The following is an 18241-nucleotide window of genomic DNA, read 5'->3' on the forward strand; positions in this document are numbered from 1 at the left end:
CTGCAGCGTCATGCGGTGCTGCTGCTGCGCCTGACCCCGGCCCGCACCAGCCCCGACGCCCTCTTCGCGGCGTCGCCCGAACCCACCGGAGACGTTCCATGGCCGCCAGCCACACGGCATACCGCCGCATCCACCTCGACCTGCTCCTGATCCAGGGATCGGTCTGTCGTCGCTCGAACACGGCCCGAATGTGTTGCCACCGCACGCATCTCGCCGCGACCCCCGCGACCTCCCAGACCATGACGACCCACCCGCAGGAGAAGGACCATGACCGCAATCACCACCGCCGGGACCCCCGGCATCAACCGCTTCACCCGTAGCCAGCTGCTCCGCACCGCCGCCCTGTTCGCCACCGACCCGGACCTCGAGCGGCTGGTCGACCTCGACGCGCCCGAGCGCACCTGGAAGCGCCTCGACGCCACCGACCACCTCGAGATCTGGCTGATCGGCTGGCCCGTCGGGACGTCCACCGGGTGGCACGACCACCTCGACTCGGAGGGCGCGTTCCTGACCGTCAAGGGGACCCTTGCCGAGCACTCCTGGTCGCAGCGCACCGCCCACGAACGGCTGTTGACCGAGGGCGAGGGCCGCTCGTTCGGGAGCCACCACGTCCACGACGTCCACAACCTCGGCGACACGCCAGCCCTGTCGGTGCACGTGTACTCCCCCGCCCTGCGGGGGATGACCCGCTACGCGCTGCTCGACGGCACCCTGCACGCCACCGGCGTCGAGAAGGCCGGTGAGCAGTGGTGACGATCACGACCGAGGCTCCCCGAACGTCCGACGTCCACTGGGAGACCCGCCTGTTCAGCGACCCCGCGGCCACGTCCCGCGCCCGCGGCTGGGAGGCGCCGGCCTATGCAGGGATCGACGACCAGCTCACCGACGCGCGCAGCCGGCTGCGCCGCATCAGCGTCCGAGCGGCCTTCCAGGAGGTCCTGCACGGCAGGGCCCTCCTCGTCGACATCCGGCCTGCCGCGCAGCGGGCCGCCGAGGGCGAGGTCGCCGCACACCTCGGGCCGCTGGTCGTCGAACGCAACGTCCTCGAGTGGCGCTTCGACCCCCGTCACGAGGCGCGGCTGCCGCAGGCCGGCTGGGAGACCCGGGTGCTCGTGCTGTGCCAGGAGGGGTTCACCTCGTCGCTGGCGGCGGACGCGCTGCTGCGGCTCGGGGTGCACCGCTCCACCGACGTGGTCGGCGGGTTCAGGGCCTGGCGCGAAGCCGGCCTGCCCGTCGAGCCTCAGAGGTAGAGGCCGGTCTGGCCGTCCTCGCTGACGCGGGCCGCGGCCACGGCGTGCAGGTCCTTCTCACGGAGCAGCACGTAGTCCTTGGAGTGCAGCTCGACCTCGGCCCGGTCCTCGGGGTCGAACAGCACCCGATCGCCCACCTCGACCTGGCGGACGTTCTGGCCGGTGGCGACGACGGTCGCCCAGGCCAGCCGCCTGCCCACGGACGCCGTGGCGGGGATGACGATGCCGCCGCCGGACCGCCGTTCGCCGCCCTCCCCCTCCAGGGAGACCAGCACGCGGTCGTGCAGCATGCGGATGGGCAACCTGTCGGCCGCCGCACGGGAGGAGGCGGACAGGCCGCCGGATGGGTTGGGTTCAGCCACGACGACGGCGGGCGGCCCCGAGGCCGATCAGCGCGACGGCCGCCGCCGCGAGCGCAGCCACCCGCTCGGTGCGCAGCTCGCCGGTGGGCGTCCGCGTGGCCTCGGTGAACTTCTCCCTGGCGGACGCCACCTGGCGGCGGGCGATCTCCTGCGGGGCGGTACGGGTGTGGAGCTCGTCGACGGTGCCGGCGAGGCGGTCGCGGGCCGCGGCGATCTCGGCCTCGATCTGCTCCACGGACTTGCTGGCGTGGTGGTCGCTCATGGCGATGGCTCCTCGGGTGGTGATCGGGTCAGGCACGGTGATCGGGTCAGGCGGGCGCCCGGGGGATGCGCAGCGGTATGGCGCTCAGTCGAGCCCGAGGTCGCGCCGCAGCTTGGCCACGTGGCCGGTGGCCTTGACGTTGTAGAAGGCGTGCGAGACGACGCCCTCCTCGTCGACGACGACCGTGCTCCGGATGACGCCCTCGACAGTCTTGCCGTAGAGCTTCTTCTCGCCGAACGCGGCGTACGCGTCCATGACGGCGCGGTCCGCGTCGGACAGGAGGGTGATGGACAGGCCGTCCTTCTCGCGGAACTTCGCGAGCTTGGCCGGGCTGTCGGGCGAGATGCCGAGCACCTCGTAGCCCTCGCCGCGGAGGGTGTTGATGTTGTCGCTGAAGTCGCAGGCCTGCGTCGTGCAGCCGGGCGTCATCGCGGCCGGGTAGAAGTAGACGATGACCTTGCGTCCGCGCAGGCCGGACAGCGAGACCTCGCCGCCCTGGTCGTCGGGCAGGGTGAAGTCGGGGGCGGCGTCGCCGGGGCTCAGTCGTTCGCTCACGGTCGCGGTGCTCCTCACGGGGTCGGTGGTGCGAGGTCGGCTTCGGGTGGAAGCGACCCGGACCGATCCGGTAATTGCGAACTGTTTGCAATAGAGTGATGATCGGTCTGCGGCAAACCTATCCCAGCAGCGGCCGCAGCACCCCCGGCAGGCAGGAGCACCCGTGCACGTCCCCGATGGTTTCCTCGACGCACCGACCTCGGTCGGGACCGCGGTCGTGGCGGTGGCCGCCGTGGGCGTCGCCCTGCGCGGCGCGCGGCGGGAGCTCGACGACCGCACCGCCCCCCTCGCCGGCCTCGTGGCCCTGTTCGTCTTCGCCACCCAGATGATCAACTTCCCCATCGCCGCAGGCACCTCCGGGCACCTGCTGGGAGGGGCCCTGGCAGCGGTGCTGGTGGGTCCCTTCACCGCCACCCTCGCGATCACCGTCGTCCTCATCGTCCAGGCGATCCTCATGGCCGACGGCGGCATCACGGCCCTCGGCACCAACATCACGCTCATGGGCATCGTCGGCGTCTGGGTCGGCTGGGGCGTCTTCAAGCTCGTCCAGGCCGTGCTGCCCAAGCGCACCGCGATGGTGGTGCCGGCCGCGGCCCTCGGCGCCCTCGTCTCCGTCCCCACCGCTGCCCTGGGCTTCTCCGTCCTCTTCGCCCTCGGCGGCAACGCCGACGTGCCCTTCTCCACGGTCGCCACCGCGATGGTCGGCGTGCACGTCGTCATCGGCATCGGGGAGGCCCTCATCACGGCCCTGGCCGTCGCGAGCATCGTCCTCACGCGCCCCGACCTGGTCCACGGCGCGAAGCCCCTTCTCGCGCAACGCGAGCTGACCATCCGGACGGCGGTGTCGGCGTGACGTCGCCCCGCTCGTCCCACCACCGCCTCTCCACCCGCACGCTCGTCGTGGTCGGCGTCCTGGTCTCTCTGTTCCTGGCCGGCGTGGTCTCCTACTACGCCTCCAGCCACCCCGACGGACTCATGTTCGTCGCGGGCGAGAAGGGATTCCTGGCCAGCGAGAAGGGGCACGCAACCAGCGGCTCGCCGTTCGCGGGGTACGCCACCCACGGGATCGGTGACGCGGGCCTCTCGGGCGGCATCGCCGGTGTCGTCGGGGTCGCCGTCGTGGGCGCCCTCGCCTTCGGACTGTTCACGGTGCTCCGTCGCCGCGGGCACGACCAGCACGGCGACTGAGGTGGGCGCCGGCCACGGTCACCACCTGCACTTCCACGGGCACTCCCGGGTCCACCACCTCCCCGCGCACGTCAAGCTCGTCACGCTGCTCACCTTCGTCGTGGCGGTGGTCCTTACCCCGCGCACCGCCTACTGGGCGTATGGCGTCCACCTCCTGCTCGTGCTGGTCGCCCAGCGCTCGAGCAGGGTGCCCTTCGGCTACTTCGCCAAGCGGATGGTGGTCGAGACGCCGTTCGTGGTGTTCGCCCTGCTCGTGCCGTTCGTGGCCACCGGCCCGACCGTCTCGGTCGGGCCGCTCGACCTGTCGCGACCGGGGCTGGAGTCCGCGTGGGCCCTGCTCGCGAAGGGCACCCTCGGGGTGATGGCGTCCCTCGTCGTCGCCACCACGACCGAGCCCCGCCACGTCGTCGCGGGGCTGGAGAAGCTGCGGCTGCCCAGCCTGCTCGTCCAGATCATGGGTTTCATGGTCCGCTACCTCGAGGTCGTCACCGGCGAGCTCGCCCGGATGCGGATCGCTCGCGAGTCACGCGGTTTCCAGGCCCGGTCCGTCCGGGCCTGGCCCGCCCTGGCCTCGACCGCAGGCGCGTTGTTCATCCGGTCCTACGAGAGAGGCGAACGCGTGCACCTGGCCATGCTGGCGCGCGGCTACCAGGGGCAGCTCCCCGTGACGCACCCCCTGACGGCGACACCGGCGCAGTGGCGGGTCGCGGGCGCCATACCGGGCATCGCGGTGCTCACCCTCCTCGCGGCGGTGGCGCTGTGAGCACACCGGTTCTCGACGTCAAGGGACTGGCGTTCGCCTATCCCGACGGGCACCAGGCGTTGTTCGGTGTGGACCTCCACGTCCACCGCGGGGAACGGGTCGCGCTCCTCGGCCCCAACGGCGCGGGCAAGACCACCCTGGTCCTGCACCTGAACGGGATCCTCACTGCCGGAGCAGGATCGGTCGCCGTGTCGGGGCTCCCGGTCACGCGTGACAACCTCATGGAGATCCGCAGGCGCGTCGGTGTGGTGTTCCAGGACCCCGACGACCAGCTCTTCATGCCGACGGTCCGGGCCGACGTGGAGTTCGGCCCGGCGAACCTCGGCCTGCGCGGGCAGGCGTTGGAGCGTCGGGTGCTCGACGCCCTCGACCGCGTCGGCATGGTCGACTTCATCGACCGGCCACCGCACCACCTGTCGTTCGGCCAGCGCAGACGCGTCGCCGTCGCCACCGTCCTCGCGATGGAGCCCGAGGTGCTCGTCCTCGACGAGCCGTCCTCGAACCTCGACCCGGCCTCCCGACGCGAGCTCGCCGACATCATCCGGTCCCTCGACGTGACGGTGCTGATGGTCACGCACGACCTCCCGTACGCGTACGAGCTCTGCCCGCGGTCCGTCGTCCTCTCGGACGGCGTCATCGTCGCCGACGACGCGACCCGCGAGGTGCTCACCGACGACGCGCTGATGGCCGCGCACCGGCTCGAGCTGCCGTTCGGGTTCGACCCCCGGACGATCCCTGCCCCCTAGGCCCTTCCGTCCGACCAGGTGGCGTCGTCGGTCCCCCACCGGTGCGCGGGGTGCGTGAACTCGATCGGTCCGTCACCGAGCCGGAACGCCGGTCTCGGCTGCAGGACGGTCCCGTCCGGTGTCGAGGTCGCGACGGTCCACGGCGACGGGTCCCCGATCCCGGCCGCGGGTCCGTCGAGCGCGTCGGTCTGCAGGAGCCAGTGCGCAGTCCGCGCCAGGTGCGCGGACACGCGCCACGTGCCGCCCACCTCGGCACGGCTCCTCAAGGCGGCGAGGACTCCCGCGGCCAGCAGGTACCCCGTCGCGTGGTCCAGCGCCTGGGCCGGAAGGGCACCGGGGGTCTCGCCGTCCACCGACTCGATGAGCGCGACACCGGTGGCCGCCTGCACGATGCTGTCGAATCCCCGGCGCCCGCCCCACGGTCCGTCCGGCGTCCACGCCGACAGGGAGGCGACGACGAGGGCCGGGTGGGAGCGCGCCAGCTCGTCGGGGTGCAGCCCGAACACCTCCAGGGCACCCGGCCGGTAGCCCGTGACGAGCACGTCCGCGCCGTCGAGCAGCTCGTGGAACCGTTGACGGGCACGGGTGTCGTGCAGGTCCACGAGCGTCGACCGCTTCCCGGCGCCCGTCTCGAGGTGCTGGGCCTCGATCTCCGGCAGGTGCGGGCTGTCGACGCGCAGCACGTCGCAACCCAGGAACCCCAGGGTGCGCGTGGCGACCGGACCCGCGATGACACGCGTCAGGTCGAGGACGCGGGGACGGTCCGGCACCGGTATGACGCCGGCCTCGCGAGTGCGGACGACGGCGAGGACGTCGTGCCTCGCCACCGCGACGGCCTGCTCGGACGCCATCCACTCGGTGAGGGGACGCACCCGCACCGCGATCCCGTGGTCGGCCGTGACGGTGTCCTCGACCTCCTGCGCGGACCGTTCCGCGATCGCCGCGGCTGCCTCGTCCCGACCGGCCGACTCGGGGAGGGCGAGCGCCCGGAGCAGGCGCGCCCGGTGGTGCGGGTAGTTGGCGTGGGTCCGCACCCACGCGTCACGGGCCCGGAAGAACCCGGACAGGGGCGCGAAACCGCTCACCACGGACCCGTCTGCGGCGCCCAGCTGGTCTCCCCGGAACGCCACCGACACCTGGAGGGGGTCGACGGACACCCGGTCACCTGGCCCCTCACCACGCAGGGCCAGCCCCGCGAGCCCGGCCGCAGCGACCGAGCCACAGGCCAGGGTGTTGACCGGGAGGGCCGAGGGCAACGCGTTGCCGGCTCGGAGGTCGAGGTGGTCGGCGGCATACGCCTCATCGAGTCCGAGGACGGGAAGGACCTGCCGCAGCAACGGGTTCACGTCCTCGAGCGTAGGGCCGGGCACCACCCATGACAGATGTCATGGGTGCAGACCGTCCTTTGAGCGGTCCCGCTACCGACCCGTGGGCCCCATCGTGACCCGCGGGACCACCCGTCCTGTTGATCAAGCATGGGAGCACACGATGACCCTTCGACTAGGTCTGGCGGCGGCTGTGGCCGGATGCCTGGGCTTGGCAGCCGGCGTACCCGCACTGGCGAGCACCACCACCCCGACCTCTCCCGGCACCGGGCTGTCCGCCCGAGCCCCGGAGAGCGCCTTCCACGCGGCCTCCGCAGCCTCGGCGGCCGCTGATCCCGCATCCTGCACCCGCCCTGCACCGGACGGCCGGGTCTCGACGACGATCCACTGCTACACGCCCGACCAGATCCGCGCCTTCTACGGACTCGCGCCCCTCACGGCATCGACCACGGACGGCGCCGGACAGACCATCGTGCTGGTGGACTCGTACGGGAGCCCGACCGCCGCCAACGACGTCAACTTCTTCGCCAGCACCTTCCACGGGCCCACCCCCGACTTCGAGGCCGTCTTCCCCATCGGCAAGGTCGACTACAAGAGCGCCACCGGGAACGGCTCCGGCACGGCTGGACCGACCTCCGCCGACGGCTGGGCGGGCGAGGCGAACCTCGACGTCCAGTGGGCCTACGCCATCGCCCCCAAGGCGCACATCGTGCTCATCGGCACCCCCGTTGCCGAGACCCAGGGCGTACAGGGCATGCCGAACTTCATGAAGGCGATCGACTGGGCCATCGCGAGGTATCCGTCAGGCACCGTGTTCTCGATGTCCTTCGGCACCAGCGAGGAAGCCTTCGGCGGCGCCTCGGCAAGTGCGCAGTTCGCCAAGTTCGACGCGACGTTCAAGCGCGGGCTCGCCAAGCACGACACGTTCTTCGCCTCCTCCGGGGATGACGGCTCGCTGGGGGTCAGCCGGGCACACAAGGCGACCGCGACGGTCGACCACCCCTCGGTCAGCTACCCGAACTCCTCGCCGTACGTCACCTCGGTCGGCGGCACCCAGGTCCAGTCCGGCTGGACGTGGAACCCGACGCAGGACAAGCCGTTCAATGACGACGGCAGCCGCAACCCGCTCTACTGGGCCTGGACCGTGGGCGGCAGCAGCGAAGCAGTCTGGAACGAGAGCTGGGCCTCCATCGGCACTGGTGGTGGCCTCTCCAGCGCCTACCCGCGGCCGAGCTACCAGTCGACCGTGGCAGGAGTCGTCGGCAACCGCCGCGGTGTCCCGGACGTGGCCTGGAACGCAGCCGTCAACGGAGGCGTGCTCGTCTACCACACCTACTTCCCGAGCATCGAGGGTCCGCCGGCATGGGGTGTCTTCGGCGGCACCTCGTCGTCGTCGCCGCAGGTCGCAGCTCTCACCGCCATCGCCAACGCCTCACGCAAGGCGGCGGGCAAGGGTGGCATCGGCAACCTCAACGAAGCCATCTACGCGGCGGGGTTCCCGAGGGCGAGCGCGTTCAGCGACATCGTCGTGCACACCTACGGCACCGCCCCCAGTGGCGTGCTCAAGGACAACCGGATGTGGGAGACCGGTCCCGACGGCTTCGTCTCCCCCGGACCCGTGGCCGGCCTGCCGACGACGGCGGGCTACGACCTCACCACCGGGTGGGGCAGCCCCAAGGCCGCGGGCTACGTGGCCGCGCTCACCGCGACACCCTGACCACCGGACAGCGGCTCAGGCCGCAGCCGGCCCCAGACGGCGGGACGTTCTGACAGACCCCCGCACCGAGACCCCGGGACCACCAGGTCCCGGGGTCCTTCGGGTCTCACGGGCGTGCCACTCCGAGTCGGGGCACGGCCGCCTTGGTCAGCTTCCAGGCCTTGTAGTCGGCGCGGAGGCAGGTGCCGCAGGGGCGGTAACCGGCCGCCACGGCAGCGGCGGCGTCGGCGAAGAAGACCCGGTGGGCGACGTATCCCCCACGACTGATCGCCCGCAGCGCGGACGGGCAGTCGAGCCGGCCGTAGATCCGGGCGCGGCGGTTGCCACCCATCGTCCCCGGGACGTCGCTCTCGTGCGGCTGGCCGTCGGGACCGGTCAGCCACCAGGTCATGCGTCGTACCCCTCGGGGAGCAGCTCCCCCACTGCCGCACGGGCCTCGAACCGGTTGGCGGCGGGGGCGAGGGGACAGACCCAGCGGTAGTCGTAGACGCAGGACGGGTTGTAGGCGAAGTTGAGGTCGACCATCCAGCGGTCCTCGCCGTCGCGGCCCAGGTCGGTGCCCTTGACGGTGTCGAGGAGGTACCGGCCGGCGCCATACGTCTCCTGCCCGGCCGAGCCGTCGCGCACCGGGAGGAACAGTCCACCGCCGTAGGAGTCCAGCCACCACAGGTCGAGGGTGCCCAACCCGTCCAGCGCCACCCGGCCGGCGCCGCGGAACGGCACCACCCCGTCGGTCGCGGACCGGAACTCCCACGGCTCCTGCTCCGCCGGCTCCACCGGCACGACGAACCGGAACGCCGGGTCGTAGGGCGCGTGGCGCAGGCTCTGCCCCTCGCGCCGGGGTGACGCGGGGTGCTCGAGGAACAGCCGCGACCTCGTCCCGACCCAGAGCGCGTGGGCCGTCGCCGGGTCGGGTTCTGCACGGATCGCGAGGTAGAGGGCGTGCACCTCGCGTCGCCAGGACGCCGTGTCGAGCGCGTTCTTGCTGGGCAGGTCCTGCGCGTCCTCGATGTCGTCCACCCACCGATCCTAGGGACCGCCGCCAGGCTTGGCATTGGGTGCCCAGACGGTCGGAACTCCGACCGTCTGGGCACCCAATGCGCGGGTGGGGGGGCACGCGCCCGGTCGGATCCTCCGCGGGCTACCTCGTGGTGCGCAAGGCGGGACTTGAACCCGCACGCCCGAAGGCACCAGCTCCTAAGGCTGGCGCGTCTGCCGATTCCGCCACTTGCGCGCGCCGGAAGTCTACGTCGTCAGCCGAGCAGGTCACGCAGGTGCGGGACCATGGCACGGAAGGCCTTGCCACGGTGGGAGATCGCGTTCTTCTCCTCGGGCGAGAGCTCTGCCGCGTGCCGGGTGTCGCCCTCGACGACCAGCACGGGGTCGTACCCGAAACCGTTGTCCCCCTTGGGCTCCCGCGCCAACGAGCCGGCCATCCGCCCCTCGGTCGAGCGCAGCGTCCCGTCAGGCAGGGCCAGCACCGCAGCGCACACGAACGCCGCCGCACGGTGCTCGTCCTTGACGTCGGACACCTGGGCGAGCAGCAGCTCGAGGTTGGCGACGTCGTCGCCGTGGCGGCCGGCCCAGCGCGCGGAGAAGATGCCGGGCGCCCCGCCGAGGACCTCCACGGCCAGCCCGGAGTCGTCGGCGAGCGACGGCAGCCCGGTGAAGTCGGCGAGCGCCTGCGCCTTGAGCCGTGCGTTCCCCTCGAACGTCACCTCGTCCTCGACGACGTCGGGGGCCCCGGGGAAGTCGCCGGCACCGACGATCTCGAGGCCGAGCTCGTCGACGACGTCGGCGAGGATGGCGCGGAGCTCGACGACCTTGTGGTCGTTGCGGGTGGCGAGGACGACGCGGGTCACTGCTGACGCTCCCGCGGGGTGGCGGCGAGCGCCTCCTGCTGCTTGACGGTCAGGTCGGCACAGCCCTGGGTGGCCTTGTCCAGCAACGCGTTGAGCATGTCGCGGTCGAACGGCTCGGCCTCCGCGGTGCCCTGCACCTCGATGAACCGTCCGTCGCCGGTCATGACCACGTTCATGTCGGTCTCGGCGGTCGAGTCCTCGGGGTAGTCGAGGTCGATGACGGCCTGGCCCTTGACGATGCCGACCGAGACGGCGGCGAGCGAACCGGTGAGCGGCTGCGCGTTCTTGGCGATGAGGCCCTTGGCCCGCGCGTCCTCGATGGCGTCGACGAGCGCGACGTACGCACCGGTGATCGCGGCCGTGCGGGTCCCACCGTCGGCCTGCAGCACGTCGCAGTCCAGGACGATGGTGTTCTCGCCGAGGGCCTGGGTGTCGATGACGGCGCGCAGGCTGCGGCCGATGAGGCGGCTGATCTCGTGGGTGCGGCCACCCACCTTGCCCTTGCGGGACTCGCGGTCCGAGCGGGTGTTGGTCGAGCGCGGCAGCATCTCGTACTCCGCGGTGACCCAGCCGCTGCCCTTGCCCTTGAGCCAGCGCGGGACGCCCTCGGTGAACGACGCGGCGCACAGGACGCGGGTGCGGCCGAACTCGACGAGCACGCTGCCCTCGGCGTGGTCCAGCCAGTTGCGGGTGATGCGCACCTCGCGGGTCTGGTCGGGGGTGCGGCCGTCGTGGCGGGCCTGCGGGGTCGAGGCGGTGGAGTCAGTCACGCCCGCAAGGCTAACCGTCGTCGGTGGGCCGTCCTAGGGTGGACCCATGGCTGCAACGTTCCCGCTCGGTGCCCACGTCGACTCGGCGGACCCGGTGTCCGCCGCCCGGGAGCGCGGAGCCGGACTCTCGCAGTTCTTCCTCGGCAACCCGCAGAGCTACAAGGGGCCGGAGTTCGAGTACGCCGGTGGCGCCGAGGCCCTCAGGGCCGCCGCCGAGGCGGCAGGGGTCGACCTCTACGTCCACGCGCCATACCTGATCAACGTCGCCACGACGAACAACCGGATCCGCATCCCGAGCCGCAAGCTGCTCCAGCAGTTCATCGACGCTGGCGCCTCGATCGGCGCCAAGGGACTCATCGTCCACGGCGGCCACGTCGACAAGGCGGAGGAGGTCGAGAAGGGGTTCGACAACTGGCGCAAGGCCATCGAGGCGACCGACCTCAAGATCCCGCTCCTGCTGGAGAACACTGCCGGTGGTGACAACGCGATGGCCCGCACCCTGGAGCGCATCGCCCGGACGTGGGACGCCATCGGGCAGGCCGAGGGGTCCGAAAACGTCGGGTTCTGCCTCGACACCTGCCACGCCCACGCCGGAGGCATCCCGCTCGCCACCGCGGTCGACCAGGTCAGGTCGATCACCGGTCGGATCGACCTCGTCCACTGCAACGACAGCCGTGACGAGTTCGACTCCGGTGCCGACCGCCACACCAACCTCGGCGAAGGTCTCATCGACCCCGACGAGCTGGCCGCGGCCGTGAAGGCCGCTGCGGCACCCGTCGTCATCGAGACGCGTGGCGGCCTCAACGGCCAGCGGGCCGACCTCGACTGGCTGCGCGCCCGCCTCTAGCCGGCAGGGTCAGTCGACCGTCGGGTGGCTCGCGAGGAACCGGCGGATCTGATCGCGTGGCTGCTCGCTCAGGTGCGGCCCGTGCGTGAAGGCGGCGGTGGTGTACTCCAGCTCGCTGAGCCGGTGCGCCGTCCGCGTCGTCATCGCGAAGTTCGTGCAGAACGCCTTGATCGGCCAGCGCAGCCCGCGGACGTTGAAGATCGAGTCGCCGGTGATGAGCACCCCCGACGCGCGGTGCAGGTATGCCGCGTGGCCGGGTGAGTGCCCCGGCGTGTGCACGACCTCGATGCCGCCGGCGAACGGCACGACCTGCCCGTCGGTGAAGGTCTCCCCCACCGTCAGCGGGGCGAACCCACCGCCACCCATCCGATCCATCAGGCGTCCGAGCCGCAGGGTGTGGTCCCGAGGAGGCGACGCCCCGGCCGACGCGAACCCTGCGTCGGCCTCGTGGATCCCGAAGTCGCGCCCGGTCTGCTCGGCGACGTGGGCCGCACCACCGGCATGGTCGGGGTGGGCGTGCGTGAGCATCAGCCGGGTGACGTCGCTGGGGCCCGACCCGATCGCGGCGAGCGCCGCCATCACCTTGGCGCCGGACTGCTTGACGCCCATGTCGATGAGCGTCACCTGGCCGTCGTCGTCACGCAGCATGAACCCGTTGACGAAGTCACCGACCAGCGGGATGCGCCACACGTTGGGCGCCAGGACGACTGCCGGGTTCTTGGCCATGCCCGGAGCGTACGCCGGTCAGTCCGCGAGGTCCGGGGGCCAGGCGATGTCGAACCGCTCGAAGACGACCTCGAGCTCGTCGGAGAACTCGATCCCGATGCGGTCGCACTCCCGGCGGAAGAACCGGTTGTGGCCGTCGAGCCAGGACTCGAGGCTGCGGTCGTACTCGCCCTCGTCCCAGGCGAACTGGGCATCGACGGTGTGCAGCGGCCCCACCCGGAGCTCGCGGGTCCGCAGCACGACGCGGGGGCGTCCATCGCCGCCGCAGGCGACCCAGTGCGCGCCGATGCGCGGGAGCGGGTCGCCGTCGGCGGCATACGCGGCGACGAGGCCGGCAGTCGCACGCTTGGGGCCCTCGGTCACGAAGGCGATGAGCTCGTCGGCGAGCGCGGAGGTGTCGCCGAAGCACTCGACCGGGGGTTCGCCCTCGTCCGGCAGGCCCGGGCGGGACGCCCGGTAGTTGTCCCACATGGCCAGCCCGGCAGCGCGGTCGATCTGGACCGCCCCCGGACCGTGGCCGCCGGTCCCGTCGGCCGTCCGGTCGGTCGTCCGGTCGGTCGTCCGGTCGGTCGTCCCGCCCACGGTCCACGTCGAGCCCGGCGCGGCGAGCTCCAGTGGTCCGTCCCACACCTCGGCCGCCTGCGCCCGGCACACCTGCGGGTCGTTCCACGGTGGGATGTGGGTCAGCACGAGCCGCTCCACCCCGCCGGCGGCGACCGCAGCCTCGGCCGCGCGACGCCCCGAGAGGTGGATCCCCTCGACGTCGTCACGCCCGTCGACGAAGGCGCTGTCCATGAGTGCGAGGTCGGCACCGGCGAGCAGCGGGCCGAGAGCCGTGGTCGCGTCGGTGTCGCCGGTGTAGGCCAGGACCGCACCGTCGGCCTCCACGCGGAAGCCGTAGGCCTCGACCGGGTGGTTGACGCGGTAGGAGGTCACGGTGAACGGCCCCACGGTCCTCACGCGCGCGTCGCCCAGCTCGTGTACGGCGAACTCCGCCGACATGCCGGCGTGCTCGAGGCCGTGGTACATCAGCGCGAACCGGTCGGCTGCCCCCGTGGGGGCGTGCACGTCGAGCTGTCCGGGCACCGCACCACCGGGCCGGTACTTGCGGGTGACGTACAGACCGCAGATGTCGACGCAGTGGTCGGGGTGCAGGTGGCTGATGAAGACGGCGTCGAGGTCGGCCAGGTCGACGTGGCGCTGCAACGGCCCGAGGGCTCCGTTGCCGAGGTCGAGCACGATGCTCCAGGTGCGTCCCCCGTGCTCGGCCTGCACCAGGTAGGACGACGCCGGCGAGTCCGGGCCCGCGAACGACCCCGAGCACCCGACGACGGTCAGCCTCACCGAGCACCTCCCCGAGGTCCAGCACCAGCAGCGGCAACCACGGTGCGCACGACGGCATCGCCGAACACCCCGTCGCCGTCAGCGCCCACCTCGGGCCCGAGGAACCGGCGCGCCAGGCGGGTGAACTCGGCCGCGTCACCCGTCGTCGTGAACCCGTGGCTCGGGGGTGGCAGGTCGGGCGGTCGCAGCGCGTCGGTGTCGGCGAGCACGCGGTAGACGTCCTTCGCGGTCTCGTCGGCGGACGACACCAGGGTCACCGACTCCCCCATCACGTAGGAGATCGCCCCCGTGAGCAGCGGGTAGTGGGTGCAGCCGAGGACGAGGGTGTCGACCTCGCCTTCGACCAGGGGGGCGAGGTACTCACGCGCCGTGGCGATCACCTCGGAGCCGCTGGTCACCCCGGACTCGACGAACTCGACGAACCGCGGGCACGGCACGCTCGACACCGACAGGTGCGGGGCGGCGGCGAAGGCGTCGACGTAGGCGCCCGACTGGTGGGTCCCCCGCGTGGAGATGACACCGACGCGGTGGTTGCGCGTGGCTGCGGCGGCCCGGCGCACGGCGGGGCGGATCACCTCGACGACCGGCACGTCATACCTCTCCCGCGCGTCGTGCAGCACGGCGGCACTGGCCGTGTTGCAGGCGATGACGAGGACCTTGACGCCGTGGTCGACGAGGCGGTCCAGGCACTCGAGGGCGAACTCCCGGGTCTGGGCGATCGGTCTCGGGCCGTACGGGGCGCGGGCCGTGTCACCGAAGTAGGCGATCGACTCGTGCGGCAGCTGGTCGAGCACCGCCCGGGCGACGGTCAGCCCGCCGTATCCCGAGTCGAAGATCCCGATGGGTGCGTCAGCCACGGGGTCAAGGCTAGACGGGCCGGACCGGGCCGAGGCCACCGCCGGGCCGTCGGCTCGGTCACATCGTCCCTGCGCGTCCTCGTCCACCACGGCCGGGCGCGAGGAGGCGTCAGGGAGCCAGCGCGTGCGCGAGCGTCTCCTGCAGCCAGGTCAGGAAGTCGTAGACCGCGAGCGCGTACACCGCCGGGTCATCCTCCTGGAGGCTCGAGACCTGCTCCTCGATGAGCTCGAGGTCGTCGTCCTGCTTGAGGCCGAGTCGCTCCCCCAGCACCAGCCGGACGTCCGTCAGCGCGACGACGAGGGCCACCGCCTGGGCCTGGTCGAGGCTCACCTTCTGGTCGTCGAGGTGGGCGAGCGCGGCGATGGCGGTGTCGAGGTTCGCCGTCTTGCGGGCCCGCAGCCCCTGCTCGGTGAGCTGGCGGAACTCGGCCGCGATCTGGTCGTCCTGGCGGTTGGCCGTCGGGAAGATGCGGTCGAGCGCCGGGTCGCGCGGTGCCGGGACTCCCCCAGCCAGCTGCACCTGGTCGTCGGCGGCGAGCGAGATGCCCATGCCGATGCCACCGAGCCCGGCGACGATGCGGTCGAACTCGTCACCGCCGCCCTCGGGCGACTCGGCCACGGGCGCGGGCTCGACCAGCTCGCGGACCTGCTCCATCAGCCCGACGACGAGGCCACGTTCGACGGCGTCGAGCTTCGCGACATACGCGCCGTGCCGCTTCTTGAACCCGCGTGCCACTCAGTCGTCCTTCTGGAAGGTGGCCCACAGGCCGTAGCCCTGCAGCGCCTCGGTGTCGGTCTCCATGCGCTCGCGTGAACCCGTCGACACGACGGCCCGGCCCTTGACGTGGACGTCCATCATGAGCCGCTCCGCCTTGGCCTTCGGGTACCCGAAGTACGTCTGGAAGACGAAGGTCACGTAGGACATGAGGTTGACGGGGTCGTTCCAGACGAGCGTGATCCACGGGTGCTCGACCTCGGTGGCCTCGTCGGCGGAGACGCTCTTCTGCTCCACGGGGGCGATGGACACGGCAACTTGCACGGGACCACCTTAGGCTGCCCCGGTGGAGTCCACCGCACTGCTCACCGACCACTACGAGCTCACCATGGTGGAGGCTGCCCTGCGCAGCGGCGCGGCCTCCCGCAGGTGCGTGTTCGAGGTGTTCGCCCGTCGCCTCCCCGAGGGCCGCCGGTACGGCGTCGTCGCCGGCACCGGTCGACTGCTCGACGCCCTGGAGGCGTTCCGGTTCGGCGACGAGGAGCTCGCACGGCTGCGTTCGAGCGCGGTCGTGGACGCCGCGACGATCGACTTCCTCGCCGACTTCCGCTTCACCGGCGACGTCTGGGGGTATGCCGAGGGCGAGTGCTACTTCCCCGGCTCACCCGTGCTCGTGGTGGAGTCGGACTTCGCCCACGGGGTGCTGCTCGAGACGCTCGTGCTGAGCGTCCTCAACCACGACAGCGCCGTCGCCTCCGCAGCCTCGCGGATGACCTCCGCCGCCGGCTCCCGGCCCTGCATCGAGATGGGGTCGCGCCGTACGCACGAGGAGGCTGCAGTCGCTGCGGCTCGCGCCGCCTACGTCGCCGGGTTCGCCACCACCTCCAACCTGGAGGCCGGGCGCAGGTACGGCGTCCCCACCGCGGGAACCGCCGCCCACGCCTTCACGCTGCTGCACGACGACGAGCGGGAGGCGTTCACCGCCCAGATCGCCTCGCTGGGCAAGGGCACGACCCTGCTCGTCGACACCTACGACGTCCCCACGGCCGTCGCGACGGCCGTCGAGCTGGCCGGCCCCGAGCTCGGCGCGGTGCGCCTGGACTCCGGAGACCTGCTCGTGCAGGCCCGTGAGGTGCGCGACCAGCTCGACCGGCTCGGCAACACCGGCACCCGCATCGTCGTGACGTCCGACCTCGACGAGTTCGCCATCGCGGGCCTGGCCGCCGGGCCGGTGGACCTCTACGGCGTGGGGACCTCGCTCGTCACGGGATCCGGTGCCCCGACGGCAGGCATGGTCTACAAGCTCGTGTCCCGCGAGGACTCCACGGGCACGATGGTCGGCGTCGCCAAGAAGAGCAAGGACAAGCAGTCGGTGGCGGGTCGCAAGTTCGCGCTGCGCCGACGCAACACCCGCGGCGTCGCCGAGGCGGAGGTCGTCGGGATCGGTGAGCCGCCGGTGGACGACGGCGACGACCGCAGGCTCCTCGTGCCACTGGTCCGAGGGGGCGAGCGCGTCGACCGTGACACCCACACCCTGGAGGCCGCACGGGCCCGTCACACCGCGTCCCGTGCCGAGCTGCCCGCTGCGGCCCGTCGGCTCCAGCGGGGCGAGCCCGCCATCGCGACGGTCTACGTCGAGGAACCCGATCCCGGACAGGCCTGACGAAGCCCCTGCGTCGTGCGGCAGGATGCGGTCATGGCTGACCACGACTACCGCGCCGAGGCGGCTGACCTCGATGCCGCCGACCCGCTCCGCGCCCTCCGCGACCGCTACCTCACCCCGGAGGGCACCGACCTGGTCGCCTACTTCGACGGCAACTCCCTCGGCCGTCCCGTGGCAGCCGCGGCGGACCTGCTCACGTCGTTCGTGCACGGCCCCTGGGGCGACCGCCTGATCCGCTCCTGGGACGAGCAGTGGCTCGACTGGCCCACGCGCATCGGCGACCGCATCGGCGAGCTCGTCCTCGGCGCCGGTCCCGGCCAGACCTTCGTCGGCGACTCCACGACCGTGCTCCTCTACAAGCTGTCGCGGGCCGCCGTCGACGCCCAGGCCGCCAAGGGGCGCGACGAGATCGTGCTCGACACCGACAACTTCCCCACCGACCGCTACGTCCTGGAGGGCATCGCCGCCGAGCGCGGCCTCACCCTGCGGTGGATCGAGGCCGACGAGCGGTCCGGCGTCACCGTCGAGCAGGTCGAGGCGGTTGTCGGGCCGAAGACCGCGCTCGCGGTGTTCAGCCACGTCGCCTACCGCTCGGGGTTCATCGCCGACGGTCCCGGGATCACCGCGGCCGTGCACGACGCAGGCGGCCTGGTCCTGTGGGACCTCAGCCACACGGGCGGCTCGGTGCCGGTCCAGTTCGACGAGTGGGGCGTCGACCTCGCGGTCGGCTGCACCTACAAGTACCTCAACGGCGGCCCGGGCGCGCCTGCGTGGGCGTATGTCGCCGAGCGCCACCACGGCTCCCTCCGCCAGCCGATCTGGGGCTGGATCGGACGCCGGGACGCGTTCGAGATGGGACCGGGGTACGACCCCGCCGACGGGCTGCGCTCGTTCATCTCGGGCACGCCGCCGATCCTCGCGATGGTCCCGCTGCAGGCGTCGCTCGACCTCATCGAGGAAGCCGGCATCGATGCCATCCGGGCGAAGTCGGTGGCCCTGACCGAGTTCGTCATCCGGATCGCCGACGACCTGCTCGTCCCGCTCGGCGTCGAGGTCGCCAGCCCCCGTGACCCGGCCATCCGCGGAGGACACGTCACGTTGCGGCGCAACGGTTTCCGTGAGGTGACGGCGACCCTGTGGACCCAGGGGGTCATCCCCGACTACCGCGACCCCGACGGGATCCGGATCGGCGTCGCGCCGCTCTCCACGAGCTTCGACGAGGTGGTCGTCGGCATGCTCGCCCTGCGCGACGCGATCGTGGCGCTCGACGCCGAGGGATAGCGTGGAGG

23 protein-coding genes, 1 tRNA gene and 1 pseudogene are annotated in these 18241 nt (G+C 72.0%); 10 read left to right on the forward strand and 15 right to left on the reverse strand.

Translation table 11 applies throughout. The features are described 5' to 3' along the window. The first annotated feature begins 267 nt into the window (after positions 1-267). Entirely contained in the window at positions 268-753 is a 486-nt protein-coding gene (locus ASD62_RS19350; protein ID WP_056917825.1) for a hypothetical protein, read from the forward strand. Then, positions 750-1250 carry a rhodanese-like domain-containing protein gene (locus ASD62_RS19355; protein ID WP_235529286.1) on the forward strand — a complete coding sequence of 167 codons (501 nt, stop codon included), beginning with the start codon at positions 750-752 and terminating at the stop codon, positions 1248-1250. The genes ASD62_RS19350 and ASD62_RS19355 overlap by 4 nt, the downstream gene beginning before the upstream one ends. Here the strand turns inward: ASD62_RS19355 and ASD62_RS19360 are convergent. The 3 genes from ASD62_RS19360 to bcp all read right to left on the reverse strand — a co-directional run bounded on the left by ASD62_RS19360 (position 1241) and on the right by bcp (position 2429). Then, positions 1241-1540, reverse strand: a complete 300-nt coding sequence (locus tag ASD62_RS19360; RefSeq protein WP_200947851.1) for a co-chaperone GroES — start codon at positions 1538-1540, stop codon at positions 1241-1243. The two genes, ASD62_RS19355 and ASD62_RS19360, sit on opposite strands and share 10 nt — an antisense overlap. A gap of 64 nt (positions 1541-1604) precedes the next feature. Further along, on the reverse strand, positions 1605-1874 hold the full coding sequence (locus ASD62_RS19365) for a DUF3618 domain-containing protein (protein WP_056917826.1): 270 nt from the start codon (positions 1872-1874) through the stop codon (positions 1605-1607). Between the two features lie 84 nt (positions 1875-1958). Beyond that, positions 1959-2429, reverse strand: a complete 471-nt coding sequence (bcp, locus tag ASD62_RS19370; protein ID WP_056917827.1) for a thioredoxin-dependent thiol peroxidase — start codon at positions 2427-2429, stop codon at positions 1959-1961. Positions 2430-2592: 163 nt separating this feature from the next. Here bcp and ASD62_RS19375 point away from each other — a divergent pair, with 163 nt between their 5' ends. The 4 genes from ASD62_RS19375 to ASD62_RS19390 are packed head-to-tail and all read left to right on the forward strand — an operon-like array spanning position 2593 to position 5126. After that, positions 2593-3282 carry an energy-coupling factor ABC transporter permease gene (locus tag ASD62_RS19375; protein WP_056917828.1) on the forward strand — a complete coding sequence of 230 codons (690 nt, stop codon included), beginning with the start codon at positions 2593-2595 and terminating at the stop codon, positions 3280-3282. Continuing rightward, positions 3279-3617: a PDGLE domain-containing protein gene (locus ASD62_RS20400; protein WP_056917829.1), complete on the forward strand. Its 339-nt coding sequence runs from the start codon at positions 3279-3281 to the stop codon at positions 3615-3617. The genes ASD62_RS19375 and ASD62_RS20400 overlap by 4 nt, the downstream gene beginning before the upstream one ends. A 1-nt stretch (position 3618) precedes the next feature. Further along, complete coding sequence (cbiQ, locus tag ASD62_RS19385) at positions 3619-4380, forward strand: cobalt ECF transporter T component CbiQ (RefSeq protein WP_056917830.1); 762 nt, start codon at positions 3619-3621, stop codon at positions 4378-4380. Beyond that, positions 4377-5126: an energy-coupling factor ABC transporter ATP-binding protein gene (locus ASD62_RS19390; protein ID WP_056917831.1), complete on the forward strand. Its 750-nt coding sequence runs from the start codon at positions 4377-4379 to the stop codon at positions 5124-5126. Before cbiQ ends, ASD62_RS19390 begins: the two co-directional genes overlap by 4 nt. Here the strand turns inward: ASD62_RS19390 and ASD62_RS19395 are convergent. Continuing rightward, complete coding sequence (locus ASD62_RS19395) at positions 5123-6472, reverse strand: CoA transferase (RefSeq protein WP_082581096.1); 1350 nt, start codon at positions 6470-6472, stop codon at positions 5123-5125. The two genes, ASD62_RS19390 and ASD62_RS19395, sit on opposite strands and share 4 nt — an antisense overlap. Positions 6473-6614: 142 nt before the next feature. Here ASD62_RS19395 and ASD62_RS19400 point away from each other — a divergent pair, with 142 nt between their 5' ends. After that, a complete protein-coding gene (locus ASD62_RS19400; RefSeq protein ID WP_157581649.1) occupies positions 6615-8168 on the forward strand; it encodes a S53 family peptidase in 1554 nt (517 codons plus the stop codon). A 106-nt stretch (positions 8169-8274) separates the two neighbouring features. Here the strand turns inward: ASD62_RS19400 and ASD62_RS19405 are convergent, their stop codons facing one another. From ASD62_RS19405 to rph, 5 genes are all read right to left on the reverse strand, one after another. Then, positions 8275-8559 carry an Ada metal-binding domain-containing protein gene (locus tag ASD62_RS19405; RefSeq protein ID WP_056917833.1) on the reverse strand — a complete coding sequence of 95 codons (285 nt, stop codon included), beginning with the start codon at positions 8557-8559 and terminating at the stop codon, positions 8275-8277. Continuing rightward, a complete protein-coding gene (locus tag ASD62_RS19410) occupies positions 8556-9188 on the reverse strand; it encodes a DUF1684 domain-containing protein (protein ID WP_235530800.1) in 633 nt (210 codons plus the stop codon). The genes ASD62_RS19405 and ASD62_RS19410 overlap by 4 nt, the downstream gene beginning before the upstream one ends. Positions 9189-9317: 129 nt before the next feature. Further along, positions 9318-9402: transfer RNA gene (locus ASD62_RS19415), tRNA-Leu, on the reverse strand. Between the two features lie 19 nt (positions 9403-9421). Then, complete coding sequence (gene rdgB, locus ASD62_RS19420) at positions 9422-10030, reverse strand: RdgB/HAM1 family non-canonical purine NTP pyrophosphatase (RefSeq protein WP_056917834.1); 609 nt, start codon at positions 10028-10030, stop codon at positions 9422-9424. Continuing rightward, the gene (rph, locus tag ASD62_RS19425; RefSeq protein WP_056917835.1) at positions 10027-10800 is read right to left on the reverse strand and encodes a ribonuclease PH; all 774 of its coding nucleotides are present in this window, start codon (positions 10798-10800) and stop codon (positions 10027-10029) included. Before rph ends, rdgB begins: the two co-directional genes overlap by 4 nt. 46 nt (positions 10801-10846) lie before the next feature. On the opposite strand from rph, the gene ASD62_RS19430 reads away from it, so the two are divergent. Beyond that, a complete protein-coding gene (locus ASD62_RS19430; RefSeq protein ID WP_056917836.1) occupies positions 10847-11647 on the forward strand; it encodes a deoxyribonuclease IV in 801 nt (266 codons plus the stop codon). Positions 11648-11656: 9 nt separating this feature from the next. Here the strand turns inward: ASD62_RS19430 and ASD62_RS19435 are convergent, their stop codons facing one another. From ASD62_RS19435 to clpS, 6 genes and pseudogenes are all read right to left on the reverse strand, one after another. After that, positions 11657-12373 (reverse strand): MBL fold metallo-hydrolase, encoded by a 717-nt coding sequence (locus ASD62_RS19435; protein ID WP_056917837.1) that lies wholly within the window; start codon positions 12371-12373, stop codon positions 11657-11659. A gap of 18 nt (positions 12374-12391) precedes the next feature. Continuing rightward, positions 12392-12844 (reverse strand): ASCH domain-containing protein, encoded by a 453-nt coding sequence (locus tag ASD62_RS20875; RefSeq protein ID WP_235530805.1) that lies wholly within the window; start codon positions 12842-12844, stop codon positions 12392-12394. Positions 12845-12952: 108 nt separating this feature from the next. Beyond that, positions 12953-13717: pseudogene (locus ASD62_RS20880) on the reverse strand (MBL fold metallo-hydrolase); the annotation flags it as partial. Next, the gene (murI, locus tag ASD62_RS19445) at positions 13714-14574 is read right to left on the reverse strand and encodes a glutamate racemase (RefSeq protein ID WP_056917838.1); all 861 of its coding nucleotides are present in this window, start codon (positions 14572-14574) and stop codon (positions 13714-13716) included. The gene murI and the pseudogene ASD62_RS20880, both read right to left, overlap by 4 nt. Before the next feature lie 109 nt (positions 14575-14683). After that, on the reverse strand, positions 14684-15310 hold the full coding sequence (locus ASD62_RS19450) for a DUF2017 domain-containing protein (RefSeq protein ID WP_056917839.1): 627 nt from the start codon (positions 15308-15310) through the stop codon (positions 14684-14686). Then, complete coding sequence (clpS, locus tag ASD62_RS19455) at positions 15311-15601, reverse strand: ATP-dependent Clp protease adapter ClpS (RefSeq protein WP_056917840.1); 291 nt, start codon at positions 15599-15601, stop codon at positions 15311-15313. Between the two features lie 76 nt (positions 15602-15677). Between clpS and ASD62_RS19460 the strand changes: the two genes are divergently transcribed. Continuing rightward, entirely contained in the window at positions 15678-16952 is a 1275-nt protein-coding gene (locus tag ASD62_RS19460) for a nicotinate phosphoribosyltransferase (protein ID WP_235530806.1), read from the forward strand. Positions 16953-16985: 33 nt separating this feature from the next. After that, entirely contained in the window at positions 16986-18233 is a 1248-nt protein-coding gene (locus tag ASD62_RS19465) for a kynureninase (RefSeq protein WP_056917842.1), read from the forward strand. Positions 18234-18241 lie beyond the last annotated feature (8 nt).

Origin of the sequence: Phycicoccus sp. Root563, from assembly GCF_001427915.1 — a bacterium.
Taxonomy (GTDB): Bacteria; Actinomycetota; Actinomycetes; order Actinomycetales; family Dermatophilaceae; genus Pedococcus.

Coding starts and splice junctions, on each gene's coding strand:
- ASD62_RS19350 (WP_056917825.1), top strand. CDS start 268: ATGACCGCAATCACCACCGCCGGGACCCCCGGCATCAACCGCTTCACC.
- ASD62_RS19360 (WP_200947851.1), bottom strand. CDS start 1,540: ATGCTGCACGACCGCGTGCTGGTCTCCCTGGAGGGGGAGGGCGGCGAA.
- ASD62_RS19365 (WP_056917826.1), bottom strand. CDS start 1,874: ATGAGCGACCACCACGCCAGCAAGTCCGTGGAGCAGATCGAGGCCGAG.
- ASD62_RS19400 (WP_157581649.1), top strand. CDS start 6,615: ATGACCCTTCGACTAGGTCTGGCGGCGGCTGTGGCCGGATGCCTGGGC.
- ASD62_RS19405 (WP_056917833.1), bottom strand. CDS start 8,559: ATGACCTGGTGGCTGACCGGTCCCGACGGCCAGCCGCACGAGAGCGAC.
- ASD62_RS19430 (WP_056917836.1), top strand. CDS start 10,847: ATGGCTGCAACGTTCCCGCTCGGTGCCCACGTCGACTCGGCGGACCCG.
- ASD62_RS19435 (WP_056917837.1), bottom strand. CDS start 12,373: ATGGCCAAGAACCCGGCAGTCGTCCTGGCGCCCAACGTGTGGCGCATC.
- ASD62_RS20875 (WP_235530805.1), bottom strand. CDS start 12,844: ATGTGGGACAACTACCGGGCGTCCCGCCCGGGCCTGCCGGACGAGGGC.
- ASD62_RS19460 (WP_235530806.1), top strand. CDS start 15,678: ATGGTGGAGGCTGCCCTGCGCAGCGGCGCGGCCTCCCGCAGGTGCGTG.
- ASD62_RS19465 (WP_056917842.1), top strand. CDS start 16,986: ATGGCTGACCACGACTACCGCGCCGAGGCGGCTGACCTCGATGCCGCC.